Source organism: Rhizobium sp. C4 (genome assembly GCF_021026315.1).
In the GTDB taxonomy this organism is placed as follows: Bacteria; Pseudomonadota; Alphaproteobacteria; order Rhizobiales; family Rhizobiaceae; genus Ensifer_A.
Genome location: NZ_JAJNCX010000005.1, coordinates 103120 through 118069 on the forward strand (window position 1 = coordinate 103120; position 14950 = coordinate 118069).

General features: G+C 63.1%; 11 protein-coding genes. All 11 read right to left on the reverse strand.

Features of this window, described 5'->3' with window-relative positions; genetic code table 11:
- Window positions 1–15 precede the first annotated feature (15 nt).
- Window positions 16–657, reverse strand: a complete 642-nt coding sequence (locus LQK84_RS10845; RefSeq protein WP_230828733.1) for a helix-turn-helix domain-containing protein — start codon at window positions 655–657, stop codon at window positions 16–18.
- An 80-nt stretch (window positions 658–737) separates the two neighbouring features.
- A complete protein-coding gene (locus tag LQK84_RS10850) occupies window positions 738–1088 on the reverse strand; it encodes a hypothetical protein (RefSeq protein WP_230828734.1) in 351 nt (116 codons plus the stop codon).
- 90 nt (window positions 1089–1178) lie between these two features.
- Window positions 1179–1799, reverse strand: a complete 621-nt coding sequence (fixJ, locus tag LQK84_RS10855; RefSeq protein WP_230828735.1) for a response regulator FixJ — start codon at window positions 1797–1799, stop codon at window positions 1179–1181.
- Window positions 1786–3297, reverse strand: coding sequence for a sensor histidine kinase (locus LQK84_RS10860; protein ID WP_330166407.1), 1512 nt, complete (start codon window positions 3295–3297; stop codon window positions 1786–1788). Before LQK84_RS10860 ends, fixJ begins: the two co-directional genes overlap by 14 nt.
- A 303-nt stretch (window positions 3298–3600) precedes the next feature.
- Window positions 3601–5691 (reverse strand): autotransporter domain-containing protein, encoded by a 2091-nt coding sequence (locus tag LQK84_RS10865; RefSeq protein WP_230828736.1) that lies wholly within the window; start codon window positions 5689–5691, stop codon window positions 3601–3603.
- Window positions 5692–5852: 161 nt separating this feature from the next.
- The gene (locus LQK84_RS10870; RefSeq protein ID WP_230828737.1) at window positions 5853–6785 is read right to left on the reverse strand and encodes a helix-turn-helix domain-containing protein; all 933 of its coding nucleotides are present in this window, start codon (window positions 6783–6785) and stop codon (window positions 5853–5855) included.
- 440 nt (window positions 6786–7225) lie between these two features.
- Window positions 7226–7918 carry a response regulator gene (locus tag LQK84_RS10875; protein ID WP_230828738.1) on the reverse strand — a complete coding sequence of 231 codons (693 nt, stop codon included), beginning with the start codon at window positions 7916–7918 and terminating at the stop codon, window positions 7226–7228.
- A complete protein-coding gene (locus tag LQK84_RS10880; RefSeq protein WP_230828739.1) occupies window positions 7915–10599 on the reverse strand; it encodes a sensor histidine kinase in 2685 nt (894 codons plus the stop codon). The genes LQK84_RS10875 and LQK84_RS10880 overlap by 4 nt, the downstream gene beginning before the upstream one ends.
- Before the next feature lie 8 nt (window positions 10600–10607).
- Window positions 10608–11177 (reverse strand): potassium-transporting ATPase subunit KdpC, encoded by a 570-nt coding sequence (kdpC, locus tag LQK84_RS10885; RefSeq protein ID WP_230828740.1) that lies wholly within the window; start codon window positions 11175–11177, stop codon window positions 10608–10610.
- Window positions 11178–11181: 4 nt separating this feature from the next.
- Window positions 11182–13215, reverse strand: coding sequence for a potassium-transporting ATPase subunit KdpB (kdpB, locus tag LQK84_RS10890; RefSeq protein WP_230828741.1), 2034 nt, complete (start codon window positions 13213–13215; stop codon window positions 11182–11184).
- A gap of 12 nt (window positions 13216–13227) precedes the next feature.
- Window positions 13228–14937 carry a potassium-transporting ATPase subunit KdpA gene (gene kdpA / locus LQK84_RS10895; protein WP_230828742.1) on the reverse strand — a complete coding sequence of 570 codons (1710 nt, stop codon included), beginning with the start codon at window positions 14935–14937 and terminating at the stop codon, window positions 13228–13230.
- Window positions 14938–14950 lie beyond the last annotated feature (13 nt).

Below are 14950 nucleotides of genomic sequence, written 5' to 3' on the forward strand. Positions count from 1 at the left end.
CGCGGCTTCGAGCCTTTAGTTGCAGATCTGGCGAAGCTTTTCCGGCCGCAGGATTTCGACCGAACGCAGGCTGTGCAGCTTGAGAATGCCGGCGGCCTTCAGCTTGGAAATGCTGCGCGAGACGGTTTCGATCGTCATGCCGAGATAGTCGCCAATGTCGAGGCGCGTCATCGGCAGGTCGATGCGGTCCGGATCGCCCTGGCGCTCGGAGAGATCAAGCAGGAAAGCGCCGAGCTTTTCAGTGGCGCATTGGCGGCCGACGACGAGAAGGTGCTGCTGCGCGCGGATCATGCCGCGCAGCGCCAGCGCCAGCATTTCGGGGTTGATATTGCTGTTGGCGTGGGTGGCGACCTTGCGAATGCCGGTTTCGCAGATGGCTTCCGCAAAGAAGCTGTGTACGCCTTCCGCCTCGAAGCCGAAGGTCTCACCGGCAAAATGGAAGGCGACGACCTGACGGCGGCCATCGGAGAGAAGACGATAGAGGCGAACTGCGCCGGAGCGGACTTCGTAGAGCGTACCCGCACGTTCGCCCTGGCCGTAAATCTCATCATCCGCAGTGTAAGTGGTGAGGGCACCGGGGCCGCTCAGAATGCTGGCGGCATGGATATGTGACGTAGGAACCGGCTGGAAAGCTTGGGTGTGTGCAAGAGCCTGCATGGCGAACCACCTCCGTTTGAATGTGAGGTGACTATGGGCGAATGGATCGCGTCGCGAAATTCGGTTGTACCACTACGTAGTCATACGTAGGCGGCGTCGGGCGGCAGGAAACGGGCGACCGCGGCGAGCACGTCGGCACCGCTCAGAGGCTTGGTCAGGACCGCCAGCGCATCGCGTCTTGGGGCTGACGCATGTTCGGAAAGGACAAGTGTCCGGGCTTCCATGCCGGAAAGATCGGGCAGGGCAGCGCTCGACTTCGGGAACACGTTTTCGTCGGCAATGATGCAGAGAGAATCCGGCAATGCCTTGCTCGCCGAGGCCAGGGACGCAAAACTGGACACACGATAGCCGTCAGCCTCCAGCGCGAAGGCGAGAGACCTGTTGAGTGCCTGATCGGGCACGATGACGACAATGGCGCGCGTCTTGGACATGGCAGGCACGATGATTTTTGCCGAAATTCCGGGTTCAATGCGCCATCATGCGCAAGTCCGTTTGGCCGCGCTTTGTCATAAGTCAAAAAATCACGCAGCGTGGAAGCCGGCAGCGAGTGCCATGCGCACCAGTTGCGGCAGGCTTTTGGCTGCCATCTTGGCCATCACATTGGCGCGGTGAACCTCGACGGTGCGGGGGCTGATGTCGAGATCGTAGGCGATTGCCTTGTTGGGCAATCCTGCGACGACGGCGGACAGAACCTGCCGTTCGCGCTCGCTGAGGCTGTCGATCCGCGCCTTGACCGAGTTCACGTCCTCGCCCTCTGCCGCAGCCGGCTTGAGGGTCTCGGCCGCGCGGTGGATGGCCTCGATGATCAGCGTGTCGTCGAACGGCTTCTCGATGAAATCGACCGCGCCGGCGCGCATCGCCTCCACCGCCATCGGAACATCGCCGTGGCCGGTGATGACGACGGGGCGGATTGCGCCGTTGACGGTTGCCAGCTTGCGGATGAGGTCAACCCCGCTCATGTCGGGCATGCGCAGATCGGTGATCAGAACGGCGTCGCGCGCGGCAGGGGCAAAACCCAGAAAATCGGTGGCCGACTGATGCACGCGCACCGCAAAACCGTTCATGCTCAGCATGAAGGCGAGCGATTTCCTGACCGCTTCCTCGTCATCGACGATGTGCACCGTGAAGTCAGTCTTCGACATCGGTGGGTTCCTCGTATTCCGGCAATGTAAATTCGAATGTCGCGCCGCCGCTCTCGTTGGAGCTCACGGCCATCCGCCCGCCATGGGCTTCGACGATGCGCTTGGAGATCGACAGACCGATCCCCATACCGCCCGGCTTGGTGGTGGTGAAGGGCTTGAAGAGCTGAGCGGAGATTTCCTCGGCGATTCCCGGTCCGGTATCGGCCACCGTGATGCTGATCTCGCCGGGTGTGAAACGCGTCGTTCGCACCACCAGCTCCTTCGTCGCGGAGTCTTTCATCGCCTCGATGGCATTGCGCATCAGGTTGATCAGCACCTGCTGGATCTGGACATGATCGACCATGACCATTTCCGCGTCGGATCCAAAGTCGAACACGGCGCGCACGCCCTTTTCGCGCGAGCCGACGAGTGCCAGAGCGCCGGCCTCCTCGATGAGCTTGCGGATATTGTAGGCGTTCTTCTCGGTCTCGCCCTTGGTCACGAATTCGCGCAGATGACGGATGATCTGTCCGGCCCGCAGCGATTGCCGTCCGGCCTCGTCCAGCGCGTCGCGCATGCGGCTTGCCAGCTCGTCGTCCATGTCGCGCAGCAGCCGCGAACAGCCGTGGACATAGTTGGAGATCGCGGAAAGCGGCTGGTTGAGCTCGTGGGCAAGCGTCGAGGCCATTTCGCCCATTTCGTTGAGGCGGGCGAGGCGGGCGAGTTCGCCCTGTATCTCATGCAGGCGGGCTTCCGATTCCTCGCGCTCGGTGAGGTCGCGGATGAAGCCGGTGAAATAGCGCTTGCCCTCGGTATGGGTCTCGCCCACGGCGAGTTTCATCGGAAAGGTCGAGCCGTCCTTGCGCTTGCCGACGACGACGCGGTCGATGCCGATGATCCGGCGTTCGCCGGTATTGCGGTAGCGTGCGATGTAATTGTCATGGTCGGACTGGTAGGGCTCCGGCATGAGAATGCGCAGGTTCTGGCCGATTGCCTCCTGCTCGCTGTAGCCGAACTGGCGGACTGCGGCTGCATTGAAGGAGACGATGATGCCGTCGGGACTGGCCACCACGGCGGCGTCCGGTGCGGTATCCAGCACGGATTTCAGATGTGCGGCCTGCGCCGTCATTTCGGCCAGGGAACGCAGCCCGGCGTCCCGCGTCCGCTGCAAGACTTCGGCGAGCAGCGCAATGGCAACGACCAGAAGCGCAAACGCAAGGGCGGGCCCGAGTGAAAAGACGACGTTGGCGCGGTCATCGAACATGATGAGGGCGGCGAGCGACAGAAGCCCGGCGATGAGGACCGGCCCGAAACCGCCAATCGCGGCCGAGGCAACCACCGGCATGGCAAGGATAACCGCTGCAAGCGAGTCGCTCATGCGTGTCTTGAAGATGAGACAGATGCCGATCGCACAAAATGCCGCGACAATGGCAACGGAATAGGCGCGCTGACGGCGAGACAGGAATGCCCACGCGGAGCCCGATTGCCTGACGACGCTATCGCTGAGCCTGGCGCGCATGATTCTCCACCGAAAATGCAACCCAAACTGATGTACCCATCAGGAATTGATGTTCGTCAGTTGTCGTGTTTTAGCACTCGATTTTGAACAATGTCCACGCGTGTTCGTAAGGCGGGCGAATTTTTCCTTGGATAGTCAACAACTCGCGGCCCGTCGGCTCCCGACCAGTCATGACCGGCGCTTGGTTGAGGCTGAACGGCAGTTGAAGGTGGTTGCGCCGATATCCCTGTTTCGGCGTTGCCGGGCAGGTCGCCGGCAACGGTGGGGTTAGAGATGGCGGGGCCGCGAGGGCGCTATCCTGGCTCAGAACTTCACGCGATAGCTCGCCGAGAGCCATGTCGTGTTGCGGCCTGTCTGGTTGGAGGTGTTGAGCATGACGAGCCCGTCGCCATTGCCGAGCTTGTAGCTGACCCCGAGCCCGCCACGGACCCAGTCCTGCTGGATCGCCGCGCCGTCGATGGAGAAGGCGGAAAGCCCGAGGATCTGGCCGCTCACACCGGCGCCGGTCTTTTCGAAACGGTGGCCGTATTCGAAGCGGGTGACGAGGGCGAGCTGGTCGTTGAGCGGCGTCTTCGCATCCGCGCCGATGCGCACGGTGTTGGAGATCTCGCGGGAACCGTCAAAGCGGACCGGGAAGCTTCCGCCGGCCTCGGTGTAGCCGTTCATCTGCGCGTTGAGATAGGTGTAGCTGGCAAACGGCGACACGCCCGTTGACCCGAGCTTGAAGGCATCCTGCCAGTCGAGGCGGGCACGAACACCAAAGGTTTGCGTTGCTGCCGAACCGAAGGAGCTATCGTTGGCTGTGCCGTTGAGGTACCCGCGGCGGATATCGGCCTTGCCCCAGTTCAAATAGCCCGAAAGCGTGGCAACGAAGCCGCCGGCGAAGACGTGCGAAACGTCCGGCGCGATATAGCCTGACGAGAAGGTGGCATTGCCGCCATTTGGCATATCCATTCGGGAATATTGCCCGCCGCCGGCAAGGCGGACGGTCCAGCCGTCCTCCAGCCCGCGCCCGAAGCCGAATTCGCCCGCGCCCAGGCCGCCATTGGCGGTCTTCGTGCTGGCATAGCCGCCATCGCCGGTGAACCAAAAGGAGGACTGTCCGGCATCGAGCAGCATGAAGAGCGGCGAGGAATGGGCGCCGTTGACGGCAATGTCGGCATCCTGCAGCTGGCCCGAAACACGCGGTGTGTTGACCAGGCTCTGCTGGAAGTTGGTGACATCCATCAGACCGGCCTTGGAGGTGGTTGCTGACGGTCCGCGCGCGATGAAGGCGTGATTGTTGGTCAGCGTTCCCGCGATCACGTTGCCGTCCGCGGAAATGCCGTAGGCGGAGGAGGTGACGTCACTGGCAAGCGTGACGCCATTGTCGCGCAGCCACTGGTCAACCGTGATCATCCCGCCGTTCTGGGTCCAGCGGAAGCCGTGATTGACGTTGCCGTCATCCGCATAGCCGACGACGACGGATCCGTCGGCGCTGACGCCCTTGGCGGTCGAGCCGTTGCCGCCGTTGAACGTTCCGAGGCCAACCATGCCGGTTCCTTGCGTCCAGCGAAAGGCGCTGTTGACATTGCCGGCATCGGTCCCGAAGCCGACGACGACAGATCCGTCGGAATTGGTGGCCGTTGCCACGGAATCCGTGTCGCCGTTCAAGATCCCGAGATTGGTCATGCCGGTGGCCTGCGTCCAGCGGAAGGCGCGCATGTTTGCACCATTGTCGGCATAGCCGACGACGACAGCCCCGTCGCCGCTGACGCCGAGTGCCGTGGATTCCAGGCCGCCATTCAGGGTTCCGAGGTTGACCAGACCGCTGGCCTGGGTCCAGCGGAAGGCTCGCTCGGCATCGTTGCTGTTGCCGTCCTTGGCAACGCCGACGACCACGGAGCCGTCGTTGCTGACGCCATAGGCCTTCGATTCCGTGCCGCCGTTGAAGGTCCCGAGGTTGACCAGCCCGCCCGCCTGCGTCCAGCGGAAAGCACGCGCCTCATCATTGGCGTTGCCGTCATTGGCAAAGCCGACGACAACGGTTCCATCTGCGCTCAGGCCATAGGCATAGGACTGGCTGCCGGCGTTGAACGTGCCGAGGTTGACGAGGCCGCCGGTGCGTGTCCAACGAAAGGCACGCTCGGCATTGTTGGCGGCGCCATCGGTCGCATAACCGACAACCGTGGTGCCATCCGCACTGACAGCGAAGGGCACGGATTCAGTGCCGCCGTTCAATGTGCCGAGGTCAAGCAGATCCGAGGCGCCGGCCCCCGCCGGCAGGAGGACGACGGTGGCTGCTCCCGACAGCAGCAGCAGACGCAGCGTCGAGTACCGCCGCCGTGCGGCGCTCCCCGTGTCAGACGATGTGCCGGTGTTTTCCTGCCCGCGGCGCATGAGAGGTTCTCCCATGGGTCAATATCCCCCCGATTTCCCTTGTAAGGCGGGGTCTTACAGGCCACCTGAGCGGGCGCACAGAGGCACAGGGCGGAAGTACAATGGCGTGCAAGAGAACGGGTCGATTTGTCGATTTCGGTGCAAATCGATGAAGAGGTCATGACCGTGCCGGGAGATCAGCGCGACTGCTGAATCCAGTTCCGCCAGGCGGCATGCAGGGGTGAACTGTCATGCGCGGTCAAGCCTGCCTGACCGAATGCGCGCGCCTCGCGTGGGACGAGGCCATAGGCGCGGCGGAAGGCCGTCACGAGGCCGCTTCGATTGCCGAAACAGAACTGATTGGCGATATCCGAGATCGATCGGCCGACCTGTTCCGGATCGATCAGGGCGCTTCGAATGGCCTCAAGCCGCCTGGCGCGCAGGTAGGAGATGAAGCCCCCGTCTGCTTCGAAGAGATAGTAGAGCTTTCGTCTGGAGATACCGAATCGGGCTGCGACGGTTTCGGCATCAAGTCCCGGATTCGACAGGTCCGCCTGAATGAAGCGTCGGATCTCCATATGCAGGGAGGCATTGACGCCCGGTTCATCGAGATCGCGGGCATCTTCGCCGTTGAGGATGGCGGCCACGATGTGAAGCGTTGGCTGCAGCAGGGCCAGACCTTCAGCCGGCATCAGCTGCGGGCCCGTCGTCATCAGTTCGGCAACGTGGCTTCTCAGAATGCGCACCATAGGCAGCTCGCTGCGGATGATCCGCATGTGATGTGCATCGGGCGACACCAGCAACGGCGCCAGCAGCCGCCTCGGGACGATGAGGTTGAGATTGGTGAAATCAGTAGCGCCGGTCATCAGCGGCTGGGCGAGATCGACGACAAGCAGATCGCCGGGGCGGGTCCATTCGGACTCCGCCCAGCTCCGATCCCCGCATCTGCCGTCGACATAGAACTGGATGAGATAGTGGCTGAGGCCGTCGCGCGCCGTTCTGTAGCGCGACCGCTCGAACGACTGGGCCACACAGCTGGATCGCCCGACAACGGTATCACCCAGAAGGATGGCGCCGACCTCGGCGTAGAAGGCCGCGTCCTTCTGGCTGCTCAGGTTCACATCGAACATCACATTGATGTTTTCAAACCACAGGGCGCGCGCGGAGCCTTTGTGGGAGCCCTTCGTGTCAAAATACGAAAAGGGGAGCTTATCCTGCATGGGTCTTGGTCACTATCTTGCCGCGGCGAAGAATTATCGAAAATCAAATGGCTTTATTCATATTAGAATATGCTTTCTTCTCACTATGAAGTCGCCATCGAAAGGACAGTTCTCCAGGCTCGCGGAAATCTTGATTATATTCGTAAGAAAATATGGAATAGCGGCCGATTTCGGCGCGCCAACGGGCGCACAATATTCAGTGTTTCCCGTTTCGTCCAGTCCGTCAGGATTGCTGTTGTTTCAGCCCCAAGCTCAGCTTGGAGCCGGCCAAAATCTTTCGAACATGACGGGACGGAGAGGATGCCGATCCTGCCTCTGGCCGGTGGTTGAAAAGGGCATGCAATCAGCGGTCAGTTCGCACTTTCTGCGAAGCGATAGCCGACGCCCGGCTCCGTGCGGATGATGACGGGCTCCGCCGGGTTCCGCTCGATCTTCTGCCGCAACTGGCCGATGAAGACCCGGAGATAATGCAGGTCTTCGCCATGCGCCGGGCCCCAGACGGAGGTCAGCAGCATCTTGTGGGTGACGACGCGGCCCGCGTGGCGCGAAAGCAGGACGAGAAGGTCATATTCCTTCGGCGTCAGCTTGATGGCAGCGCCCTCGCGGGAGACGATGCGGCGCTGGGTGTCGATGTCGAGGCCGTCGATGGTGAAATGCGTGGCGACCGCGCTTTCCTTGTTCTTGCGGCGCAGTGCGGTGCGGATGCGGGCGGTAAGCTCACCGATGCCGAAAGGCTTCTCGACATAATCGTCGGCCCCCAGATCGAGGGACGCGATCTTCTCGCTTTCGCGGTCGCGGGCGGACAGAATGATGATCGGGATATCCGACCAGCCGCGCAATTGCGCCACGACCTCCTTGCCGTCCATGTCGGGCAGGCCGAGATCGAGGATGACCACATCGGGAGCAGCGGTGGCTACCGCCTTCAAAGCCTCCGCGCCGGTCGCGGCTTCCACGACCTCGTAGCCGGCGGCATTCAGCGCCGGTTTCAGGAAACGCTGGATTTGCGGCTCGTCATCGACCACCAGAATGCGATCCAGGCTCATGCGTCGCTCCTGACGGGGGCTTTGACCGGAAATCTCATGGTGATGCGGGTTCCCCGTTTCTTCAGCGCCGGACTTTCGGCCTTGATCGTGCCGCCCATGGCCTCGACGAAGCCGCGCGCGATGGAAAGGCCAAGGCCTGTGCCGGGCGCGCGCCCGTCGCTCTTGCCGCGTCGATAGAACTTTTCGAAGACGCGTTCCAGCTCTTCCGGCGGAATGCCCTTGCCGAGATCGGTGACGGAAATGATCACGGCCTCGCCGTCGCGTCGCGCATAGACATTGATCGGCTCGGTGCCGCCATATTTGACGGCATTGTCGAGCAGATTGAACAGGACCTGGCCGAGCAGAACGCTATCGGCCTCGATCAGCGGCAGATCGCTCGCCAGCCCCGTCTCGATGCCGCGGCCGGGGAAATACTTGCGCGCCCGCTCGACTGCGGTGCGCACGACGTCGGCGACGTCGACCCAGTCATGGGTGAATTTGAGCGCACCGGATTCGATGCGGCTCATGTCCAGAAGGTTGGCGACGAAGCGGGAGAGGCGGTCGCTTTCCTGTTCGATGGATTGCAGCAGATCGTCGCGGCTTTCCGGCTGCATCCTGTCGCCGAATTCGCGCAGGCTGCTGACGGCCCCGGTGATGGTGGCGAGCGGCGTCTTCAGGTCATGCGAAATCGAGGAGAGAAGCGCGTCGCGATAGCGCTCGCCTTCCAGCCGCGCGGCCTGATCGACGCTTTCCTGCGACAGCCTTGCGCGGTCGATCGCCACCGCCGTCTGGTCGAGGATCGCCGTCAGCATCCGCTCGTCGGTCGGGTTCAGATTGTCTTCGGCCAGCTCGACGCCGCAGACGCCGACGACGCCATGCGGGCTCATCAGCGGGCGGAAATGGAAATGGCTGTTGGGCAGCGTGCCCGTGCCGCGCCCGGCATGTTCGCGCTTTTCATGCGCCCAGCGGGCGGCGGTCAGGTCCGCGACGCCGGGTTCTGTATCCGGCGGCCAGGCGGCGAGTGTCTTCAGGTCGCCGTCCACAGGCAGGAGCAGAAGCACGTTCTTCTTCAGGCCCGATTGAAGCTGTGTCACCGCGGCCCATAGAACCTCCTCGACATTGGCCGTGCCGGAGAGCTTGCGCGAGAAATCGTAGAGTGCCTGCATGGCGATCGCGCGGGAACGCGCGGCCTTCGCCTGCTCGCGGGAGCGGGCGGCAAGGCTGCCCGTCAGCACGGCAGCACCGAGATAGGCAACGAGCGCGAAGACCTCGTAAGGCTCGGCAACGGTCAGCGTGTAGCGCGGTTCGATGAAGAGGAAGTTGTAGGCGAGCGTCGAAAGGCCCGAAGCCAGAAGCGCCGATGTGAGCCCGCCATAGATGGCGGCGACGAGCACGCCCATGAGGAAGATGATGGAGAGGTTCGGCAGGTGGATGACGCGGTCGATGGCTTCGCCGACAAGGCTTGCCGCCGCCACGGTCGCGACCCCGATCAGCACATTCATGCGGACCGACGCAAGATCGAGGCGAGGGAACGGCTTTCTCCGCCGCACAGTTTCCTTGTCCGAGGTCACCACATGCAGGGCAAGGCCGCTTGCGCGCGCGGTCAGCGCATCCTGCAGCGAGCCTCGCCGCCAGAACGCCCAGCTTTGCTTGGGGCTCGACCCGATGACGATCTGGGTGGCATGTTCCTCTGCGGCAAATCTCAGGATTTCCGTCACATAATCGTTGCCGGCAATGCGCTTGACCTCTCCGCCCAGTTCTTCGGCAAGGCGAAGGACCTTCTCCAGCTGGCGCATCGCGACCGCGTCGTCCTGTTCGCGATCGGTGCGCTCGACATGGACGGCGACCCAGGGCGCGTTGAGGCCCGAGGCGAGGCGGCTGGCAGCGCGCACGACGATCTCGGAAAGCGGGTCGGCGCCGACGCAGACGATCAGCCGTTCGCCGCTCGCCCAGGGCCCTTCGATGGCGTTCTGCTTGAGATAGTCGACGATCTGGTCGTCGACGCGGTCGGCGGTGCGGCGCAACGCCAGTTCGCGCAGCGCCGTCAGGTTGCCGATGCGGAAGAAGCGGTCGACGGCGCGGTTGGCGCTTTCGGGCAGGTAGACCTTGCCCTCCTTCAGCCGGTCGATCAGCTCGGCCGGCGGAAGGTCGACGAGCAGCATTTCGTCGGCGCGGCTGAGCACGCTGTCCGGCACGCGCTCGCGGATGGTGACGCCGGTAATCTGGGTGACGAGATCCGACAGGCTCTCGACATGCTGGATGTTGAGCGCCGTCCAGACATCGATGCCGGCGTCCAGCAGGTCGTCAATGTCCTGATGGCGCTTGGGATGCAGGCTGCCTTCCGGGTTGGAATGGGCAAGCTCGTCCACGATGATGACGGCGGGGCGTCGGGCAAGTGCTGCATCGAGGTCGAATTCATGCAGCACGCGGCCGCGATACTCGATTTCGCGGCGCGGCAGGATGTCTAGGCCTTCGAGAAGCGAGGCGGTTTCGCTGCGGCCATGGGTCTCGACCAGCCCGACAATGATGTCGGTGCCGGCATCACGGAGCCGCCGGGCACGTTGCAGCATGGCGTAGGTCTTGCCGACGCCGGGTGCTGCACCCAAAAAAATCGTGAGCTTGCCCCTGCGGTCTTTCTCCGCAAGGGCAAGCAGCGCGTCCGGATCCGGACGTTTGTTCTGTTCCTGGCCGTTACCTGCCATTCGTCTCTTCAGCTTTTCAGTGCGTCGAGCGCCATGTTGAGCTCTAGCACATTAACATGCGGTTCACCGATGAATCCGAACAGCCGCTTTTCGATATGGGCGTTGACGAGATCGCCGACCTTGGCCGTCTCGACGCCGCGCGCCTTGGCAACGCGTTCGACCTGCGCCAGCGCATAGTCCGGCGTAATGTCGGGATCAAGGCCGGAGCCGGAGGCGGTGACGGCATCGGCCGGGATCGGTGTCGCGATGCCGGTCTTCTTCAGCCGGTCGACGTCGCCCGTGACGCGGTCCTTAAGCTTGGCAGCGGTCGGACCGAGGTTCGAGCCGCCCGAGCCCGTCGGGTCATAAGGGTTGGGCGAGGTCGCAGACGGACGCGGCCAGAAATAGCGGTCGCTCGAAAAGTTCTGGCCGATCAGCGCGGAACCGACGATCTGTCCGTCCTTGGCGATGAGGCTGCCTTGCGCCTTTGCAGGGGCGGCCACCTTGGCCACACCGGTCATCGCGAAAGGATAGGCGATGCCTGTGACGAGGGTCATGAGAATGACCAGCGAGAATGCGGGGCGAAGATGTTTCAGCATGGGATTATACCAGATGCAGGAAGACGACCACGAGGTCGATGAGCTTGATGCCGGCGAAGGGCAGCACGAGACCGCCGAGGCCGTAGATGAGCAGGTTGCGACGCAGAAGCGTGGCAGCGCCCGCCGGGCGATAGGAAACGCCCTTCAGTGCCAGCGGGATCAGCGCGATGATGATCAGCGCGTTGAAGATCACGGCCGACAGGATGGCAGACTTGGGCGAGCCAAGCGCCATGATGTTGAGCGCAGCCAGCTGCGGATAGGTCACCACGAAGAGCGCCGGGATGATCGCGAAATATTTCGCGACGTCGTTGGCGATCGAGAAGGTGGTAAGCGCGCCGCGCGTCATCAGAAGCTGCTTGCCGATCTCGACGATCTCGATGAGCTTGGTCGGGCTGGAATCGAGGTCCACCATGTTGGCGGCTTCGCGGGCGGCCTGCGTGCCGGTCTGCATGGCCACGCCGACATCGGCCTGGGCGAGCGCCGGGGCATCGTTGGTGCCGTCGCCGCACATGGCGACCAGTCGTCCGCCGCGCTGCTGGTCGCGGATATAGGCGAGCTTGTCTTCGGGCTTGGCTTCGGCCAGGAAGTCGTCGACGCCGGCTTCGGAGGCGATGGCCGCGGCGGTTACGGGGTTGTCGCCCGTCACCATGACGGTGCGGATGCCCATGGCGCGCAGTTCAGCGAAACGTTCCTTGATGCCCGGCTTGACGATATCCTTGAGGTGGATGACGCCGAGAAGCTTGTTGCCGGAGGCAACAGCCAGCGGCGTGCCGCCCGAGCGGGCGACTTTGTCGACCGCCTGCCGGAAGGCGGGCGGGCATTCGGCTTCGGTGAGGCCGGTGAAGTTGCGGACGGAATCGACCGCACCCTTGCGCAGGCGGCGGCCGGCGATGTCGCAGCCCGACAGCCGGGTTTCGGCAGCAAACGGCACGACGAGATCGGGCGTCACATTCGGCGTTGCAACGCCATAGGTGCCATTGGCAAGCGCCACGATGGAGCGGCCTTCCGGCGTGTCGTCGGCAAGGCTTGCCAGAAGGGCGGCTTCCGCCAGTTCGTGGGCGTCGACGCCCGGTACGGGCAGGAATTCGGAAGCCATGCGGTTGCCGAAGGTGATCGTGCCGGTCTTGTCGAGAAGCAGCGTGTCGACGTCGCCGGCAGCTTCCACGGCGCGGCCTGACGTGGCCACGACATTGAAGCGCAGCAGACGGTCCATGCCGGCAATGCCGATGGCCGAGAGCAGGCCGCCAATGGTGGTCGGGATCAGGGTGACGAGCAGGGCGGCAAGCACGGTCACGGAGACCAGCGTGCCGGAATAGCCGGCCAGACCCCAGACCGAGACGACGACGATCAGGAAGACGAGCGTCAGACCCGAGAGGAGGATCGACAGGGCGATCTCGTTCGGCGTCTTCTGGCGTTCGGCACCCTCGATCAGCGCGATCATGCGGTCGACGAAGCTCGAGCCCGGCTGGACGGTGATCTTGACCTTGATCCAGTCGGAAAGAACCTGCGTGCCGCCGGTGACGGCCGAGCGGTCGCCACCGGATTCGCGGATCACGGGGGCGGATTCGCCGGTGATGGCGCTTTCATTGACCGAGGCAATGCCTTCGATCACTTCGCCGTCGCCGGGGATGAGATCGCCGGCCTCGACGATGACGATATCGCCGAGCTTCAGCAGCGTGGCGGCGATCTTCTCCTCGCGCCCGTCCTTGAGACGGCGGGCGACGAGTTCCGATTTGGTCTTCTTCAGGCTTTCGGCCTGGGCGCGGCCGCGGCCTTCGGCCACGGCTTCGGCGAAGGTGGCGAAAAGCACCGTGAACCAGAGCCAGGCAGCGATCTGGCCCGAGAAGACGGCCTCGTTGCCGCCGCCGATCAGGTCGCGGATGAAGATGGCCGACACGAAGGCGGCGACGACTTCCGTGACGAAGATGACCGGGTTACGGATCAGCTGACGCGGGTCGAGCTTGATGAAGGCGTCCTTGATGGCCGGCACGACGATGGCCGGGTCAAGAAGGGCGGGGGATGTTGTTTTGTTGGACATTTCGTATGACCTTTAAAACGTCTGTCCGGACATCATGGCGAAGTGCTCGACAATCGGGCCAAGCGCCAGTGCGGGGAAGAATTGCAGACCGCCGAGGATCAGGATGATGCCGATCAGCAGGCCGGCGAAAAGCGGTGTGTCGGTGGGGAAGGTGCCCTTGGAGGAGGGGATCTTCTGCTTGGCGGCAAGCGAGCCGGCAATGGCCATGACCGGAACGACATAGCCGAAGCGGCCGAGCAGCATGGAGATGCCGAGCGTGGTGTTGTACCAGACCGTATTGCCGCCAAGACCTGCCATGGCCGAGCCGTTATTGCCGGCAGCGGACGTGTAGGCATAGAGGATTTCCGACAGGCCATGCGGGCCGGGCGTGCCGATGGCGGCAACGGCTGCGGGCAGAACTGCCGAGACCGAGGAGAAGCCCAGGATGACGAGCGGCAGGATGAGAACTGCCAGCATGGCGAACTTCATCTCGCGGCTTTCGATCTTCTTGCCGAGGAATTCCGGCGTGCGGCCGACCATGAGGCCTGCAACGAAGACGGAGAGAACGGCAAAGACGACAAGGCCGTAAAGACCGGAGCCGACGCCGCCCGGAAGCACTTCACCTAAATGGATGAGGAACATCGGGACGAGACCGCCAAGACCGGTATAGGAGCCGATCATGCTGTTGACGCCACCATCCGAAAGGCCGGTCGTGACTGCCGTATAGAGTGCGGATGCAGCCTGGCCGAAGCGGACTTCCTTGCCTTCCATATTGCCGAGCGACGGGTCGAGGCCGAGCGAGGTGAGGATCGGGTTGCCGGCGGTTTCAGCCCAGTAGATGGCGCCGATGCCGGCGATCAGCAGGATTGCGATCGAGCTGATCAGGACCCAGCCCTGCTTGCGGTTGCCGGCCATCTGGCCGAACATGTAGACCATGGCGGCCGAGATCGACAGCATGGAAATGATGTTCAGGTAGTCGGCGATTGCGTTCGGGTTTTCAAACGGATGCGCGGCATTGGCATTGTAGAAGCCGCCGCCATTGGTGCCGAGCTGCTTGATGGCTTCCTGGCTGGCAACGGGGCCGAGCGTGATGACCTGCTTGGCGCCTTCCAGCGTCGTGGCAGTCGCCGAAGCGTCCATCGTTTGGGGCAGGCCGAGGAAGATGAAGGCGATGGTGACGATGATCGCCAGCGGCAGCAGGACGTAAAGCGTCGCCCGCGTGGCATCGACCCAGAAATTGCCGACCGTCTCAGCCTTGGAACGGACAAAGGCGCGCGTGATGGCAATGGCAAGCGCCATGCCGGTGGCGGCGGACAGGAAGTTCTGCACGGCAAGACCGGCCATCTGGGTGAAGTTGCTCATCACCGCTTCGCCGGAATAGTTCTGCCAGTTGGTGTTGGTGACAAAGCTGGCCGCCGTGTTGAAGGCGAGGTCGCTCGGCACATTGGCAAAGCCCTGCGGATTGACCGGCAGCCAGGCCTGAAGGCGCATCATGCCGTAAAGCACGACGAAGCCGGCGACCGAGAAGGCGAGCATGGCGAGCGTATAGCCGAGCCAGCCCTGTTCCTTGTCGCGATTGATGCCGGAAAGCCGGTAGATGCCGGTTTCAAGCGGGGAAAGTATCGGCGCCAGAAAGGTCTTTTCGCCTGAAAAGACCTTGGCCATGTAGATGCCGAGCGGTTTGATAAGGGCCAGCACGAGAAGCAGCACAAAGCCGATCTGGGCCCATCCGATAAGTGTCATGTTTATTCTCCTC

Excerpts from the sequence above, each read along its gene's own strand:
- kdpA (WP_230828742.1), bottom strand. The coding sequence starts at position 14,937 with ATGACACTTATCGGATGGGCCCAGATCGGCTTTGTGCTGCTTCTCGTG.
- LQK84_RS10875 (WP_230828738.1), bottom strand. The coding sequence starts at position 7,918 with ATGAGCCTGGATCGCATTCTGGTGGTCGATGACGAGCCGCAAATCCAG.
- kdpB (WP_230828741.1), bottom strand. The coding sequence starts at position 13,215 with ATGTCCAACAAAACAACATCCCCCGCCCTTCTTGACCCGGCCATCGTC.
- kdpC (WP_230828740.1), bottom strand. The coding sequence starts at position 11,177 with ATGCTGAAACATCTTCGCCCCGCATTCTCGCTGGTCATTCTCATGACC.
- LQK84_RS10845 (WP_230828733.1), bottom strand. The coding sequence starts at position 657 with ATGCAGGCTCTTGCACACACCCAAGCTTTCCAGCCGGTTCCTACGTCA.
- LQK84_RS10880 (WP_230828739.1), bottom strand. The coding sequence starts at position 10,599 with ATGGCAGGTAACGGCCAGGAACAGAACAAACGTCCGGATCCGGACGCG.
- fixJ (WP_230828735.1), bottom strand. The coding sequence starts at position 1,799 with ATGTCGAAGACTGACTTCACGGTGCACATCGTCGATGACGAGGAAGCG.
- LQK84_RS10865 (WP_230828736.1), bottom strand. The coding sequence starts at position 5,691 with ATGGGAGAACCTCTCATGCGCCGCGGGCAGGAAAACACCGGCACATCG.
- LQK84_RS10860 (WP_330166407.1), bottom strand. The coding sequence starts at position 3,297 with ATGCGCGCCAGGCTCAGCGATAGCGTCGTCAGGCAATCGGGCTCCGCG.
- LQK84_RS10870 (WP_230828737.1), bottom strand. The coding sequence starts at position 6,785 with ATGTTCGATGTGAACCTGAGCAGCCAGAAGGACGCGGCCTTCTACGCC.
- LQK84_RS10850 (WP_230828734.1), bottom strand. The coding sequence starts at position 1,088 with ATGTCCAAGACGCGCGCCATTGTCGTCATCGTGCCCGATCAGGCACTC.